13 protein-coding genes and 1 pseudogene are annotated in these 14,526 nt (G+C 69.0%); 8 read left to right on the top strand and 6 right to left on the bottom strand.

Annotated elements, in window-relative coordinates; all coding sequences use genetic code 11:
• Nucleotides 1-36: 36 nt before the first annotated feature.
• Nucleotides 37-1,179 (bottom strand): annotated as a pseudogene (locus tag AB0C26_RS26665) (RNA-guided endonuclease TnpB family protein); the annotation flags it as partial.
• A 186-nt stretch (nucleotides 1,180-1,365) separates the two neighbouring features.
• Between AB0C26_RS26665 and urtC the strand changes: the two are divergent.
• Genes urtC through AB0C26_RS26635 form a run of 6 tightly spaced genes read left to right on the top strand, consistent with a single transcriptional unit; the run spans nucleotide 1,366 to nucleotide 6,795 of the window.
• Nucleotides 1,366-2,463, top strand: coding sequence for an urea ABC transporter permease subunit UrtC (urtC, locus tag AB0C26_RS26660; protein WP_360252890.1), 1,098 nt, complete (start codon nucleotides 1,366-1,368; stop codon nucleotides 2,461-2,463).
• A complete protein-coding gene (gene urtD / locus AB0C26_RS26655; protein ID WP_360252887.1) occupies nucleotides 2,460-3,209 on the top strand; it encodes an urea ABC transporter ATP-binding protein UrtD in 750 nt (249 codons plus the stop codon). Before urtC ends, urtD begins: the two co-directional genes overlap by 4 nt.
• Before the next feature lies 1 nt (nucleotide 3,210).
• On the top strand, nucleotides 3,211-3,894 hold the full coding sequence (locus tag AB0C26_RS26650) for an ATP-binding cassette domain-containing protein (protein WP_360252884.1): 684 nt from the start codon (nucleotides 3,211-3,213) through the stop codon (nucleotides 3,892-3,894).
• A gap of 56 nt (nucleotides 3,895-3,950) precedes the next feature.
• Complete coding sequence (locus AB0C26_RS26645) at nucleotides 3,951-5,654, top strand: hypothetical protein (protein ID WP_360252881.1); 1,704 nt, start codon at nucleotides 3,951-3,953, stop codon at nucleotides 5,652-5,654.
• Nucleotides 5,654-6,223, top strand: coding sequence for a TetR/AcrR family transcriptional regulator (locus AB0C26_RS26640; RefSeq protein WP_360252878.1), 570 nt, complete (start codon nucleotides 5,654-5,656; stop codon nucleotides 6,221-6,223). The genes AB0C26_RS26645 and AB0C26_RS26640 overlap by 1 nt, the downstream gene beginning before the upstream one ends.
• Nucleotides 6,208-6,795, top strand: a complete 588-nt coding sequence (locus tag AB0C26_RS26635) for a TetR/AcrR family transcriptional regulator (protein WP_360252875.1) — start codon at nucleotides 6,208-6,210, stop codon at nucleotides 6,793-6,795. Before AB0C26_RS26640 ends, AB0C26_RS26635 begins: the two co-directional genes overlap by 16 nt.
• A 3-nt stretch (nucleotides 6,796-6,798) precedes the next feature.
• On the opposite strand, the gene AB0C26_RS26630 is transcribed toward AB0C26_RS26635, so the two are convergent.
• Nucleotides 6,799-8,136: an FAD-dependent monooxygenase gene (locus tag AB0C26_RS26630; protein ID WP_360252872.1), complete on the bottom strand. Its 1,338-nt coding sequence runs from the start codon at nucleotides 8,134-8,136 to the stop codon at nucleotides 6,799-6,801.
• 36 nt (nucleotides 8,137-8,172) lie between these two features.
• Between AB0C26_RS26630 and AB0C26_RS26625 the strand changes: the two genes are divergently transcribed.
• The gene (locus AB0C26_RS26625) at nucleotides 8,173-8,748 is read left to right on the top strand and encodes a TetR/AcrR family transcriptional regulator (protein WP_360252869.1); all 576 of its coding nucleotides are present in this window, start codon (nucleotides 8,173-8,175) and stop codon (nucleotides 8,746-8,748) included.
• A gap of 126 nt (nucleotides 8,749-8,874) precedes the next feature.
• Here AB0C26_RS26625 and AB0C26_RS26620 read toward each other — a convergent pair whose 3' ends face one another.
• The 3 genes from AB0C26_RS26620 to AB0C26_RS26610 are packed head-to-tail and all read right to left on the bottom strand — an operon-like array spanning nucleotide 8,875 to nucleotide 12,304.
• A complete protein-coding gene (locus AB0C26_RS26620) occupies nucleotides 8,875-9,621 on the bottom strand; it encodes a succinate dehydrogenase/fumarate reductase iron-sulfur subunit (RefSeq protein WP_360252866.1) in 747 nt (248 codons plus the stop codon).
• The gene (locus tag AB0C26_RS26615; protein WP_360252863.1) at nucleotides 9,621-11,567 is read right to left on the bottom strand and encodes a fumarate reductase/succinate dehydrogenase flavoprotein subunit; all 1,947 of its coding nucleotides are present in this window, start codon (nucleotides 11,565-11,567) and stop codon (nucleotides 9,621-9,623) included. Before AB0C26_RS26615 ends, AB0C26_RS26620 begins: the two co-directional genes overlap by 1 nt.
• Before the next feature lie 2 nt (nucleotides 11,568-11,569).
• Entirely contained in the window at nucleotides 11,570-12,304 is a 735-nt protein-coding gene (locus AB0C26_RS26610) for a succinate dehydrogenase cytochrome b subunit (protein ID WP_360252860.1), read from the bottom strand.
• Nucleotides 12,305-12,381: 77 nt separating this feature from the next.
• Here AB0C26_RS26610 and AB0C26_RS26605 point away from each other — a divergent pair, with 77 nt between their 5' ends.
• The gene (locus tag AB0C26_RS26605; RefSeq protein ID WP_360253160.1) at nucleotides 12,382-13,299 is read left to right on the top strand and encodes a LysR family transcriptional regulator; all 918 of its coding nucleotides are present in this window, start codon (nucleotides 12,382-12,384) and stop codon (nucleotides 13,297-13,299) included.
• 154 nt (nucleotides 13,300-13,453) lie between these two features.
• On the opposite strand, the gene AB0C26_RS26600 is transcribed toward AB0C26_RS26605, so the two are convergent.
• Nucleotides 13,454-13,861, bottom strand: a complete 408-nt coding sequence (locus tag AB0C26_RS26600) for a hypothetical protein (protein WP_360252857.1) — start codon at nucleotides 13,859-13,861, stop codon at nucleotides 13,454-13,456.
• Between the last annotated feature and the right edge of the window lie 665 nt (nucleotides 13,862-14,526).

Below are 14,526 nucleotides of genomic sequence, written 5' to 3'. Positions count from 1 at the left end.
GGAATTCCACCGGGTCGCCCCGGAGTGTTTCCTGTTTCATCGCCGATCGCCCGCTCGGGAGGTGGTTCCCCGTTGAGGTCTTATATCAGCTCCACAGGCCGTCGCCGCCAGCCCGGCGGCCAGAATGTTGCGGGCCGCGTTCACGTCCCGATCATGCCTGGTGCCACAACCGGTGCAGGTCCACTTCCGCACCGAAAGGTCGATCTTCTGCGCCAACAGCCGGCACACCGAGCACAGCCGGGTCGACGGGTACCACCGTGGAACCACGAGCAGCGTCCGCCCATACTCGGCGGCCTTGTATTCCAGCAAGGTACGGAACAAACCCCACGAGGCGTCGTGGATCGCCCGCGCGAGGGTGTGGTTCTTGAGCATGTTGCGTACGGCGAGGTCCTCGATCACGAGCACTTGGTTTTCACGCACGAGATCGGTCGTCACCTTGTGCCACAAGTCCCGGCGCCGGTCAGCGATGCGGGCATGCACCCGCGCCACCCTCAGCCGGGCCTTCTCCCGGTTCCGGGAGTCCTTCGCCTTACGCGCCAGAACCCGCTGCGCCCGAACGAGGGCGGCACGTTCGCGGCGTTCCTGCCGCGGGTTGTCCACCCGCCCGCCATCGGAACGGGTGAGCAGCCGGTTCAACCCGGCATCGATCCCGACCATCCCCTCGCTGGCAGGTGCGGTAGTGGCGGGCGCCTCGACACGCAGGGAGACGAACCATCGACCGGCCCGGTCCTGCGACACGGTGACTGTCGACGGCACCACGCCGTCGGGCAGCGGCCGCGACCACACCACGTCCAACGGTTCGCCCATCAGCTTCGCCAGCCGCAACTCGCCGTTGTCGTAGGTGAAGGCGCTCGCGGTGAACTCCGCCGACCGGCGGGACCGTTTCCGCGACTTGAACCGCGGAAACCGGGCCTCTTTCTTGAAGAACCTGGTGTAGGCGGTGTCGAGGTGCCGCAGCGACTGCTGCAACGGCACACACGACACCTCGTTCAAGAAGCTGTACTCAGGTGTCTTCTTCCATCCGGTCAGCAATGCCGACGTGCCGCTGTAGCTGAGCCGCTCCTGCCGCTGCTGCCACGCCTGCTGGCGGGCCTGCAAACCCATGTTGTAGACCAGCCGCACACACCCGAACGTCCGCGTCAGCAACGCGGCCTGGCCAGGCGTCGGGTAGAAGCGGTACCGGTAGCCCCGCTACCCCGCAGACATCCTCAGAGGATAGAACACCCGTACGACCACCTGCGTCACGGGGCAACTGCTTCGACACCGATGCGGCGACGACGCCGCATCGGCTACCTCTGACCAGTTATGCAGAACATTCCGCTTCCTCCCCGGCCTGGAGGCCAGAGTGTTACCGGAAGGAACCTGATGACCAAGATGAAGCCATGGCATTCCATCGGCGGCATCGGGGCGTTGGCCCTCCTGCTCCTCGCGGTCGCTCCCCTCATCCTCTCCGAGCATTGGCTCAACAACCTCGGCAAGTACTGCTGCTGGGCCATCGTGGCCGTCGGCATCGGCCTGGCCTGGGGCCGGGGCGGGATGCTCGTGATGGGGCAGGGGGTGTTCTTCGCCCTCGGCGCCTACTCGATGGCCATGCACCTCACCCTGGAGACCGCCGGTGACCGGATCCCCGGGTTCATGGTGCTCTACGATCCGCTCGCGCCGCTCCCGGTGTTCTGGGAGCCGTTCCGCAGCGCGGCGTTCACGCTGCTGGCGATCGTGCTGCTCCCGGTGGTGGTGGCCGGCGCCCTCGGCTACGCGCTGTTCAAGCGCCGGGTGAAGGGCGCGTACTTCGCGATTCTGTCGCAGGCGCTCGCCGTCGCGCTGGCCGTCCTGATCAGCTCCACGATCCGCGAGACCGGCGGCGACACCGGGCTCAGCGACTTCAAGTACTTCTTCGGCTTCGTGCTGAACGACCCGGCGAACAAGGTGCTGGTCTATCTGATCGCGGCCGGGCTGCTCATCGTGTGCCTGCTCGCGGTGTGGCAGCTGTACCGCAGCCGCTTCGGTGAGCTCCTCATCGCCACCCGGGACGCCGAGGAACGGGTGCGCTTCCTCGGATACGACCCGGCCAACGTCAAGCTCGTCGCCTTCGTCGTCTCCGCGCTGATGGCCAGCATCGGCGGAGCGCTGTTCGTGCCCATCGTCGGCATCATCACCCCGGCCGAGATCGGCGCCGCCGCCTCGATCTTCATGATCGCGGGCGTCGCCCTCGGCGGCCGCGCCTCGCTGTTCGGCCCCGCGCTCGGCGCGATGGCGGTCGGGTGGGGACAGTCGAGCCTCGGCTCGACCTGGCCCGACGGCTGGACCTACCTCCTCGGGCTTCTGTTCATCGTCGTCATTCTCTTCCTGCCGAACGGGTTGTCGTCGCTGCCGGCCCGGGTGACGAGGTGGGCGCGCCGGACCCCGGCCGAGCAGCCCGCCCCGGTGAGCCCGGCCGCCCATCTGGAAGAGGTGCGCTCATGACGGACGCCTCGCTGGTTGTCACGGATCTCCATGTCGAGTTCTCGGGTTTCGTCGCGGTCGACGGCGTCTCTTTCGACGCGCACCCCGGCGAGGTCCGGTTCCTCATCGGCCCCAACGGGGCCGGCAAGACGACGTGCATCGACGCCGTCACGGGGCTGACCCGGGCCACCGGGTCGGCGCGGCTCGGCGACCGGGAACTGCTCGGCCGGCCGGTCCACAAGATCGTCCGCCTCGGGGTGGGCCGCACCTTCCAGACCGCGAGCGTCTTCGACGAGCTCACCGTCCTGCAGAACCTCGACATCGCCGCCGGGCTCCACCGCCGGTCGGCCTCGCTGCTGCGGGCCCGGCGGGGCGTCGAGGCGTCGATCGAGCACGCGCTGGAGGAGACCGGTCTCGCCGGCGAGCTCGGCACGCCGGCCGGCATCCTGTCGCACGGCCAGAAACAGTGGCTGGAGATCGCGATGCTGCTCGTGCAGGACGCGCGGGTGCTGCTGCTCGACGAGCCGGTCGCCGGCATGAGCCAGGACGAGCGCACCGCGACCGGCGAACTTCTGCAGCGCATCGCGGCCAGGCGCATCGTGCTCGTGGTCGAGCACGACATGGACTTCATGCGCCGTTTCGCCACCCGGGTGACAGTGCTGCACCAGGGCCGGGTGCTCTCCCAGGGGACGGTGGCCGAGGTGCAGGCCGATCCCCGGGTGCAGGAGGTCTACCTCGGCACCGCCGACGCCATCACGGAGGGCTGACATGCTGGAACTCACCGACATCGAGGCCGGTTACGGACGCACCCGGGTGCTGCACGGGGTGACGGTGCCGGCCGGCAAGGTGGTGGCCGTGCTCGGCCACAACGGCGCCGGCAAGACGACCCTGCTGCGTCTCGCGATCGGCCTCATCAAGCCGTCGAGGGGCCGCGTGTTCTTCGACGGGGAGGACATCGCGTCGCTCGCCCCCCACCAGCGCGTTGCTCGCGGCATGGCGTACGTGCCACAGGGCCAGCAGGCGTTCGGCCAGCTCACGACGCTGGAGAATCTGCAGCTCGTCGCCGGCGGGCGCCGGCGCGGCAAGGCTCTCATCGACGCGCAGATGGCCCGCTTCCCCGCCCTGGCGACGTTCGCCACCCGCAAGGCGGGCCTGCTCTCGGGCGGGCAGCGCCAGCAGCTCGCCATCGCCCGCGCCCTCATCACCGAGCCGAAGCTGCTCATCCTCGACGAGCCGACCGAGGGCATCCAGCCCACGATCGTCGCCGAGATCGAGCACACCATCATGCAGCTGGCCGGCGAGGGCATCAACGTGCTGCTCGTCGAGCAGCACATCGGCTTCGCCCTGGAGGCGGCCGAGCACTACGTCGTACTCGCCTCGGGTTTCGTCACACAGACCGGATCCGGTGGCATGGCGGCCACCTCCACCGTGCGAGCCGCCATGGCGATCTGAGCGGGCGTGACTCGCACCCGCAATGCCGTCGTAACATCGGGCAGCGACGATGCCCTGTGTCGACGGACAACGCGCGCGCGGCCGCAGAGGACAGTCTCGAGGACTACGCCTTCCGCTACGTGCCGCGCACCTTCCGGCGCTGGAGCGCGGCCTCCGTCGGCGCGACCGCCCTCGGATCCATCGCGTTCCTGGCCGACTTCTCGATCGGCGCGAGCATCGGCATCGACCACGGCACCCCCAACGCCGTACTCGGCATCGTGTTCGCGTCGGTCATCATCGTCATAGTGGGCGTGCCCGTCGCCTACTACGCCGCCCGCTACAACCTCGACCTCGACCTCATCGCCCGCGGCTCGGGATTCGGCTACTACGGCTCCATCGTCACGACCGTCGTCTTCGCGGGTTTCACCTGCATCTTCTTCGCCCTGGAGGGCGCCATCATGGCGCAGGGGCTCCAGCTGGCGACGGGGATGCCGCTGTGGCTGGGCTATCTCGTCTCGGCCGTCGTCGTGATCCCGATCGTCATCTACGGCATGCGGGCGCTGGAGCGCCTGCAGTTCTGGACCACGCCCCTGTGGCTCGCCCTCGCCCTGCTGCCGCTGCTGTGGATCGTCGTCTCCGACCCCGAGGCGGTACGCGCCTTCACGTCGTTCACCGGCGACTCCGACGGCTCGATCAGCTTCGGCGCCGTGGTCTCGAGCGCGGCGGTGTGCTTCGCCCTCACTCCGCAGCTGGCGGAGCAGATCGACTACATCCGCGCCATGCCGCCGCGCACGCCGTCGAACGCCCGCTCATGGTGGACGTCGTTCGTGTTCTCCGGCCCGGGCTGGGTCGTCTTCAGCGGCACCAAGCAGGTGATCGGGGTGTTCCTCGCCGTCTACCTGCTCGTCCGGGTCGAACCCGCTCTCGGGCACCAGGCGACCGAGCCGGTCAAGCAATTCGTCGTGATGTATCAGACCCTCGTCCCCGACTGGCTCGCGATCGTCCTCGCCCTGGTGCTCGTCGTGGTCGCGCAGGTGAAGATCAACGTGACCAACGCGTACTCGGGCTCGCTCGCCTGGTCGAACGTCTTCACCCGGATGGCGAAGCACTACCCGGGTCGCACGATCTTCGTGCTGTTCAACCTGGTGATCGCGTACGGGCTCATGATGCTGGACGTCTTCACCCTCATCTCCTTCGTGCTCAGCCTCTACGCGAACGTCGTCATGGCGTGGCTCGTGACGATCGCCACCGACATCGCGATCAACAAGCGGGTGCTGCACATCTCGCCGCGCTTCCCCGAGTTCCGCCGCGGCATGCTGCACGACTGGAACCCGGTGGGGCTCGTGTCGGTGGGGCTCGCCTCGGCGCTGTCCCTGCTCGCGTTCGGCGGGCTGCTCGGCGACGCGGTCAAGCCGTTCTCGGTGCTCATCGCGATCGGTGTCGCCTTCGTGACCACGCCGGTCATGGCCCTCGCCACGCGGGGGCGGTACTACCTGCGCCGCCGCTCCGACGGCATCGACTCGCCCCGGTTCGACGAGCACGGCAACCCCTCCAGCGAGCGGCTCCGATGCCACGTCACCGGCTATACGTTCGAGCGGCCGGATATGCTGGCCTCGGCTGAGAGAGGGCCGCGCGGCGAGGTGCAGTACGTCTCGTCGCTGGCGCTCGCGCTCGACGATTCCGATCGCTACGTGCTCCCGCCGGAAGTCACCGGGCCCCCGCGCTGGGCGGCTGCCCGCCGGGCATCCCACCGACGGGCATCTCAACGGGGAGAGACGTGATGGAGGAGCCGGTCGACACCGCGACCGCGATTCTCGCGAGCGCCGCGGTGCTGCTGCGCGAGCGTACGTTCGACGACATCTCCTACCGTGTCCTCGCCGACGAGGTCGGCATCTCGGAGCGCACGATCTACCGCCAGTACCCCACCCGCCCGCACCTGCTCGCCGCGCTCTCGAACTGGATCGAGCAGACCTGCTTCCCGCTGCCGCCGTTCGTGACGGTGTCCGATTTCCGCGCCGCCGTGCACGAGCGTTTCCGGGCCTTCGACGCGTCACCCGCGTACGCGCACGTCGGCGCCCGGGCGTCCGCGATCTCGCCGACCCTCGACACCGAGCCCGCCTACATCACGCGGGCGATCGAGGCGATGCTCGACGTGGCGGCGCCGACGCTCAACCGCCGGGACCGGCGGCGGGTCGCGGCATCCCTGCGCTACTTCTCGTCGGCGATGTTCTGGGCGCGCTTGCGCACGGGCTTCGACCTGGACGCCGGCGAGATCTGCGACGCGTTCGACCGCGCCGTCGACGCGGTGCTGGCCAAGCTGCCCTCCTCCGCGACGTGGGCGCAGCCGTGACCGTCCCCGAACTGAGCGGGACGCAGGAGGCGATTCTCGCCGCCTACGCGGAGCTGATCGAGGAGGTCGGCAGCGACGACGTGTCGTACCGGGTCATCGCTCGCCGGGCCGGCATTGCCGAGCGCACGGTGTTCCGTAACTATCCGACGCGCGTCGACCTGCTGCTGGCGACCGCGGCGTGGATCGAGGCGACCCTGTTCGCCCGCGAGGAGTCGCCGTCCCTCTTCGACATCCCGCTCGCGATCCGCGAGGCGATGCAGCGGTACGACGAGCGGCCGGAACTCGCGCACGTCGTCGCCGAAACGGCGATGCGCGGCGTGAGCGGCGCGGCGCCCTCACCCGGCCGCGCACAGCTCGAGCGGCTGCTGGACGTCGAGGTGCCCTCCCTCGACCCGGCACAGCGCAGGTCGATCATCGCGGCCCTGTCCCACCTCGACTCCGTCGGAACCTGGGTGACGTTCCGCCGCGAGTTCGGCATGGACCGGCGAGACATCGCCGACGCCGCCGCCTGGGCCGCGGAGGCCGTGCTCGACAGCATCCGCGACCGCGTCACTCCGGAGCGGGGCGCATAAGCCTCAGACGCCGAGCAGCGACCGGTAACGGGCGATGTCGTCCGGCGAGTGGGAGACGCAGCCGATGTAGTTGTCGGGGCGGATCAGGAACAGGGTCGGCTCGTGGACGTCGTAGATGTCCAGGACCTCGGGGTCGTCGACGCGGTGGGCGCCCGGTGGCAGGTCGCCCGGCCAGGCGAGGGCCAGCAGGGTGAAGCCGGGGCCGCGCAGCAGGTCGAAGATCGGGCCGGGGGCGCGGTCGCCGGCCTGGACGCGACCGGGGCTGGGGCGGTGGTCGCGGGAGAGCGGGCTGTCGCGGTAGTTCAGGGTGAGCTGGCGCAGCGCGGGGTCGTCGCGGCGCATGGTGGCCTCGCGATGCAGGCGTGTCGTGATGCCCAGGACGTCCGCCGCGACCGGGAGGCGCTCACGTTCGTACGACTCGATCAGCTCTGGTGTCCCCAGCGCGAGTTTCCAGCCGAGGTTGTAGGCGTCCTGGATGCCGGTGTTGAGGCCCTGACCGCCGGCCGGGGAGTGCACGTGCGCGGCGTCGCCGGCCAGGAAGACGTTGCCGACCCGGTACCGCGAGACCATGCGCATGTTGGCCCGGTAGAGCGACCGCCAGCCGACGTGCGTGAGCTTCAGGCCCACCCCCTCCACGAGCTCGTCGAGGGAGACCTCCGAAGGGGACGCGGTGAGCTGGAAATCCTCGGTGCCGGGCAGCGGGCACAGGCCGAGTTTGAGCGACTTGCCGTCGCCGCCCGGCCACACGTGCCAGTGATCGCGGTCCAGGCCCTCCACGCGGACGTCCGCGATCATCATCTGCTCCGTCTCGAAGGTCTCGCCTTCAAAGGGCACACCCAGGGCTTTCCGTACGGTGCTCCGGCCGCCGTCCGCTCCGACGACGTACCGGGCCGTGATCGTCTCGCCGGTGTCCAAAGTGACGTGCACCTGGTCTTCGTCCTGCGAAAGTCCGGTGACGCCGGCGCCGAGCTCGACCGGCACGCCGTCGGCCAGCAGCTCGGAGGTGCGCCACTGCGGCTGCATGAGCCCGTTCGGGTAGGGCTCGGCCGGGGTCGGGTCCCGCGGCTCGGCCATGCGCCGCGTCATGGTGCCGCCGTCGGGCCGGTGGACCAGCAGCTCCGGGTAGGCGCCACCGGTGGCCAGGAAGCGGTCGAGCAGGCCGAGATCGTCGAGGATCTCCAGGGTGCGGGGCTGCAGGCCCTTGGCCCGGGAGCCGTCGAAGAGCTTGGTCTCGCGCTCGACGATCCGGAACGGGACGCCGTGGCGCCGCAGGACGCGGGCGAGGGTGAGGCCGGTCGGACCGGCACCCACGATGACGGTGAACCTGGATTCAGTGAACATGGATTCACCGTAGAGCGGACTGATAACCTGCGTCAAGTGACGGGAGTTCGACAGCAGCAGGCGGCGCAGACGGGGGCCGAGCTCAAGGCGGCCGCCATCCGGGTCTTCGAGCGCACGGGCTACCTGAACGCCAAGATCACCGACATCACCGCCGAGGCGGGACGGGCGACCGGGTCGTTCTACAAGCACTTCGCGAGCAAGGAGCAGCTGCTCCAGGCGCTGCTGGCCGACCTGCTGGCCGAGAGTGACCTGGCCGCGCTGAGCCCCGGGCACACGAGTGACTTCGCCGACCGGGAGGCGGTCCGCTACCACGTCGCGGCGTACTGGGACTTCTACCGGCGGCACCGCACGGTGCTGGGGGCGCTGCGGCAGGCGGCGAGTGTCGACGCGTCGTTCGCGCGGATCGTCGACGAGATGATGGAGCCCGACCAGCACCACCTGGCCGAGCATCTGGTGGGGCTCGACCTGCCGGGGCGGCCGCTGGTGGTGGCGTCGATGTTCGGGATGCTGGCGTCGGGGTTCGCGGACGCCTGGTTCGGCAAGATCCCGGACGAGGAGGCGATCGAGACGTTGACCGGCTTCATCCACGGCGGCATCGGGGCGGCCCGCTGAGCTCGGGCCGGCTGTCACGGCGTACCGGGAAACGGTCTTGACTTGGCCCTGGACTTGGCCCTGGACCTGGCCTTTGACACGCCGAAGGCCGGGCACGCCGTTGTGCCCGGCCCCGGAGATCAGGCCTCAGTTGCTGTTGCGCAGAGCCTTGCGGTAGTCGCTGTTCAGGCGGCCGATGAGGTGCAGCGGAATGCCCTTGGGGCAGACCTGGGCGCACTCGCCCATGTTGGTGCAGCCGCCGAAGCCGGCGTCGTCCTGCGCCTGGAGCATGTCGACGACGCGGCTGTCGCGCTCGGGCTGGCCCTGCGGCATGAGGCCCAGGTGGGCCACCTTGGCCGCGGTGAACAGCATCGACGAGCCGTTCGGGCAGGCCGCCACGCAGGCGCCGCAGGCGATGCAGGTGGCCGCCTCGAACGCCAGGTCGGCGTCCTTCTTGGGTACGGGAGTGGCGTGCGCGTCGGGCGCGGTACCGGTCGGCGCGGTGATGTAGCCACCGGCCTGAATGATCTTGTCGAAGGCCGAACGGTCGACGACCAGGTCCTTGATCACCGGGAACGCGGCGGCCCGCCACGGCTCCACGTCGATCACGTCGCCGTCCTTGAAGTGCCGCATGTGCAGCTGGCACGTCGTGGTGGCCTTCTCCGGGCCGTGCGCCACGCCGTCGATGACCATGCTGCACATGCCGCAGATGCCCTCACGGCAGTCGTGGTCGAAGGCGATCGGGTCGTCGCCGGACAGGATCAGCGTCTCGTTGAGGACGTCCAGCATCTCCAGGAAGCTGGCGTCGGGCGAGATGTCCTTCACGTCGTACGTGACCATCCGCCCGGCCTCGTCCGCGGTCGGCTGACGCCACACCCTTACTTTGATGTCCATTACTTGTAGCTCCGCGTGCTGGGGTGGACGTACTCGAATTCGAGCTGTTCCTTGTGCAGAGTCGGCTTGGCGGACTCACCGGTGGCGTACTCCCACGCCGCGACGTAGCTGAACTGGTCGTCGTGGCGCAGCGCCTCACCGTCGGGGGTCTGGCTCTCGGCGCGGAAGTGGCCGCCGCACGACTCGCGGCGGTGCAGCGCGTCGATGCACATCAGCTCGGCCAGCTCGAAGAAGTCGGCCACCCGGCCGGCCTTCTCCAGGTTCTGGTTGAGCTGCTCGCCGGTGCCGGGCACCTTCACCCGGGTCCAGAACTCCTCGCGCAGGCTGCGGATGAGGCCGATGGCCTTGGTCAGGCCCTCCTCGGTGCGCTCCATGCCGCAGTACTCCCACATGATGTGGCCGAGCTCGCGGTGGAACGAGTCCACAGTGCGGTCCCCGTTGATCGACAGGAACTTCGCGATGCGGTCCTCAACCTGCTGACGGGCCGCTTTCACGTCTTCGTGATCTTGCGAGATCTTCTCGAAGGGGCCGGCGGCCAGGTAGTTGCCGAGGGTCGTCGGCAGCACGAAGTAGCCGTCGCCCAGGCCCTGCATCAGCGCCGACGCGCCGAGGCGGTTGGCACCGTGGTCGGAGAAGTTGGCCTCGCCGACCACGAACAGGCCGGGGATGGTCGACTGCAGGTCGTAGTCGACCCAGAGGCCACCCATCGTGTAGTGCACCGCGGGGTAGATACGCATCGGCGTCTCGTACGGGTCCTCGCCGGTGATCCGCTGGTACATCTCGAAGAGGTTGCCGTACTTGGCCTCGACCGCCTTCTTGCCGAGCCGCTTGATGGCGTCGGCGAAGTCCAGGTAGACGCCGAGACCGCCGGGGCCGACACCGCGGCCCTCGTCGCAGACGTTCTTGGCGGCGCGGGACGCGATGTCGCGCGGGACCAGGTTGCCGAACGAGGGGTAGATCCGCTCCAGGTAGTAGTCGCGGTCCTCCTCGGCGATCTGGCCGGCCGGCTTCTGGCAGTCCTCGGCCCGCTTGGGCACCCACACCCGGCCGTCGTTGCGCAGCGACTCGCTCATCAGGGTGAGCTTGCTCTGGTGGGCGCCGGACTCGGGGATGCAGGTCGGGTGGATCTGCGTGTAGCAGGGGTTGGCGAACAGGGCGCCCTTGCGGTGCGCGCGCCACGACGCGGTGACGTTGCAGCCCTTGGCGTTGGTGGAGAGGAAGAAGACGTTGCCGTAACCGCCGGAGGCGAGCACGACGGCGTCGGCCATCTCGGTGGTGATCTCGCCGGTGACCATGTCGCGGACCACGATGCCGCGCGCCTTGCCCTCGACGATGATCAGCTCGAGCATCTCGTGCCGGGCGTTCATCTCGATGTTGCCGAGGCCGATCTGCCGCTCCATCGCCTGGTAGGCGCCGAGCAGCAGCTGCTGACCCGTTTGGCCCCGGGCGTAGAACGTCCGCGACACCTGGGTGCCGCCGAACGAGCGGTTGTCGAGCAGGCCGCCGTACTCGCGGGCGAACGGGACACCCTGGGCGACACACTGGTCGATGATGTTCACCGACACGCTGGCCAGCCGGTAGACGTTCGACTCGCGGGCGCGGAAGTCGCCGCCCTTGACGGTGTCGTAGAACAGGCGGTAGATCGAGTCGCCGTCGTTGCGGTAGTTCTTGGCGGCGTTGATGCCGCCCTGCGCGGCGATCGAGTGCGCGCGCCGCGGGCTGTCCTGATAGCAGTACGACTTGACGTGGTACCCGGCCTCGGCCAGGGTCGCGGCGGCCGAGCCGCCGGCCAGGCCGGTGCCGACCACGATCACGGTCAGCTTGCGGCGGTTGGCCGGGTTGACCAGCTTGGCCGAGAACTGGCGGCGCTCCCAGCGGGTCTCGATGGGCCCGTCCGGCGCGGCGGTGTCGGCGATCGGGTCGCCCTCGGTCCAGAAGTCACTCATGATCAATCCACCAATCCGATGGTCACCGCGAACGGCACCGAGAGGTAGCCGACGACCAGCACCAGGGACAGCGCGAGGGCGCTGGCGCGGGCGATGCGCTCGCCGCGCTGGGTCTGCTGGCCCAGGGTGCGCACGGCGCTCCAGATGCCGTGGCGCAGGTGGAAGCCGACGGCCACGATCGACACCACGTAGAAGAGCGTCACGTACCAGCGGCCGGGAGCGAAGTCCTCGGCGACATTGCGGTACGCCTCGCCGTGCACCCCGTTCGGGTTCAGCGTGAGCGTGGTGAGGTCGAGGATGTGGTAGATCACGAAGAGCAGGACGATCACGCCGCCCCAGCGCATCGTGCGGGCCGCGTAGCTGCCCTGCACCTTGGGCCGGTGCGCGTACTTCACCGGGCGGGCCTTGCGGGCACGGATGGCCAGCACGGTGGCCGCGTAGATGTGCGCGACGACGGCCAGGGTGAGTCCGCCGCGCTGGATCCACAGGTACCACTCGTCCGGCAGCAGGGGCGTGCCGATGGTCCGCAGCCAGTGCGCGTAGTGATCGAAGGTCTCCTCGCCGAAGAAGATCTTCAGGTTGCCGATCATGTGCGCGAACAGGAACAGGACCAGCAGAATGCCGGTGCCCGCCATGAGGAACTTAAGGGCGACCGAGGAGCGTCGCCGCGCCTTGTCAGCCGGGGCCGGGGCCTTCGCGGCCGCCGCCTTCCGGGTCGTAGTCGTATCTACCGCCACACACTGGAAGGTAGGAACCTCAGCGCGATTCGTCTAATGCATGATCCACGCAGTCATCATAGAGATAGGCTATGGACGTGCAGCTCCAGCAGCTTCGCTACTTTCTCGCAGTCGAACAAACCCGGCATTTCACCCAAGCGGCGGACAATCTGGGCGTCTCCCAGCCGACTCTCAGTAAGCAAATTCACACCCTCGAACAGACCCTCGGCGCTCCCCTTTTCGAACGCATCCGCGGCGCGGTCACCTTGACCGCCGCCGGCCACACCCTGCTGCCACTGGCCCAGCGCATGGTGGCCGACGCCGACGCCGCCCAGGAGGCCGTCTCCGACATCGTCGGCCTGCGCCGCGGCGAGGTGCGCCTGGGAGCCACCCCCAGCCTGTGCTCGTCCTTGGTCCCCGAGGTGCTGCGCACGTTCCGCACAGCCCACCCCGACATCCAGCTGTACGTCAACGAGGGCGGCTCCCAGGACCTCATCGAGAACCTGCACGCGCACACCTTGGACCTGGCCCTGATCGTCCAGCCCGAGGAGGGCGTCGACGAGGCGTTGACGGCAACCCCCGTACTGCGCGAAAGCCTGGTGGTGGCCTCGGTGGCCGACGGCCCGGCCCCCACGATCCACGCCCAGATCGCCCTGTCGGAACTGGAACACACCCCCTTGGTCATGTTCCGAGCCGGCTACGACATCCGAGGCGTCACCCTGGACGCCTGCCGCAAGGCCGGCTTCACCCCCAAGTTCGCCGTAGAGGGCGGCGAGATGGACGCGGTCCTGGCCTTCGTCGAGGCCGGCCTGGGCGTAGCCCTGGTCCCGAGCATGGTGCTGGCCAACCGCCCCCTGCTGCGCGCCACTCCCCTGGCCCCACCCGGCATGCGGCGGACCATCGCCCTGGCCCACCGCAAGAGGTCGGTGCTCCCCCACGCCGCCGAGGCCCTGCGAACCACCCTCCTGCACCACGTGGCAACCCAACAGCTACCAGCCGGCGTACGCCCGTTGTAGGCAATCCCTCCCGCAATACGAACCGCATTTCGGCCCACCCTCACCGAAAGCACAGTCCTAATGCAGTGAATCGCGATTCCGGAAACCACGTATTCAAGTACCGCAGTTCTCAGCAGTCACCCTTTCAAGTGCCGCATTTCCGGACGCCGCGCTTTCAAGTGCCACAATTTCCAGCACCGCACCCCGCCGCCGCCATCTCGAACGCTGCCATCCCAGGCGCCGCCATTCCGCACGCCACCATCCTGGACGCCGCCACTCCGGACGCCGCCACTCCGGACGCCACCATCCCGGACGCCACCATCCCGGACGCCACCATCCCGGACGCCACCATCCCGGACGCCGCCATCCCGGACGCCGCCATCTCGAGCGCCGCGGTCCCCGGCGCCGTAGTTCTCGGCGCCACGAACTCGGACGCCGCGGTTTCGGGCACCGCACCCTCCCGCGCTACAGACCCCGCCGCCACACCCTCAGACACCGCAGTCTCCGGCGCCGCGATCTCGGACATCTCTGTTCCCGGCGCTGCGGTCTCGTGCGACGCAGCCTCGGGTTCCGCCTCAGTCACGACGCCCGCCTTGGGCGTTACCCGCAGCGACCGCGACTGGAATTGCCCCTCCGCCGCGCCTTCTACGCTCGCCTCCTCAGTGGACCGCGCCGGCGGCTGCGAGGGAGTCAGCCCCAACAGTTCCGGCGCCAGGTTGGCGCGCGGTCGCGCCGGTGCCGACTGTTGCGCCGGCCCGTCGCGCTGCCGCCGGAGCCAGAGCAGTTTGAAACCGTGGCGCTGAACGAGACCCCACGCGCGGCGACGCGCATGTTCACGCCGAAACGCATCCATCTCGGGCGACCAATTGCGCGCCAAAGTGCGGTCACGCATGGCATTCATCTGCTTGCGGGTAAACAATCCAAGCTGTTGGTATCGCACGACCAATTATCCCGCGCTCGGCCCGCCAGATCCATCCGGAACCAATGTTGATCGTGCCAACTTGGGCGCCGGAATAAGAACAATAAAAGGGCCTCAATAACGCAGCCGCCGGCCGGGCAACCAAGCGCAACCCCGCACCCACCGGGCCGTGGCAAACCACCCCAACCACCAACCCAGCCGCCAGCCGGGCCACCCAGCCCAACCCCCCACCCACCGGGCCGTGGCAAACCACCCCAACCACCAACCCAGCCGCCAGCCGGGCCACCCAGCCCAACCCCCCACCCACCGGGCCGTGGCAAACCACCGAC

The organism is Actinoplanes sp. NPDC048796 (assembly GCF_040650035.1).
Classification (GTDB): domain Bacteria; phylum Actinomycetota; class Actinomycetes; order Mycobacteriales; family Micromonosporaceae; genus Actinoplanes.
The sequence above is the reverse complement of the archived record's forward strand: the minus strand, read 5'-3'. Positions and strand labels throughout refer to the sequence as shown.

Coding starts and splice junctions, on each gene's coding strand:
- AB0C26_RS26630 (WP_360252872.1), bottom strand. CDS start 8,136: ATGTTCACTGAATCCAGGTTCACCGTCATCGTGGGTGCCGGTCCGACC.
- urtC (WP_360252890.1), top strand. CDS start 1,366: ATGACCAAGATGAAGCCATGGCATTCCATCGGCGGCATCGGGGCGTTG.
- urtD (WP_360252887.1), top strand. CDS start 2,460: ATGACGGACGCCTCGCTGGTTGTCACGGATCTCCATGTCGAGTTCTCG.
- AB0C26_RS26640 (WP_360252878.1), top strand. CDS start 5,654: ATGGAGGAGCCGGTCGACACCGCGACCGCGATTCTCGCGAGCGCCGCG.
- AB0C26_RS26615 (WP_360252863.1), bottom strand. CDS start 11,567: ATGAGTGACTTCTGGACCGAGGGCGACCCGATCGCCGACACCGCCGCG.
- AB0C26_RS26620 (WP_360252866.1), bottom strand. CDS start 9,621: ATGGACATCAAAGTAAGGGTGTGGCGTCAGCCGACCGCGGACGAGGCC.
- AB0C26_RS26650 (WP_360252884.1), top strand. CDS start 3,211: ATGCTGGAACTCACCGACATCGAGGCCGGTTACGGACGCACCCGGGTG.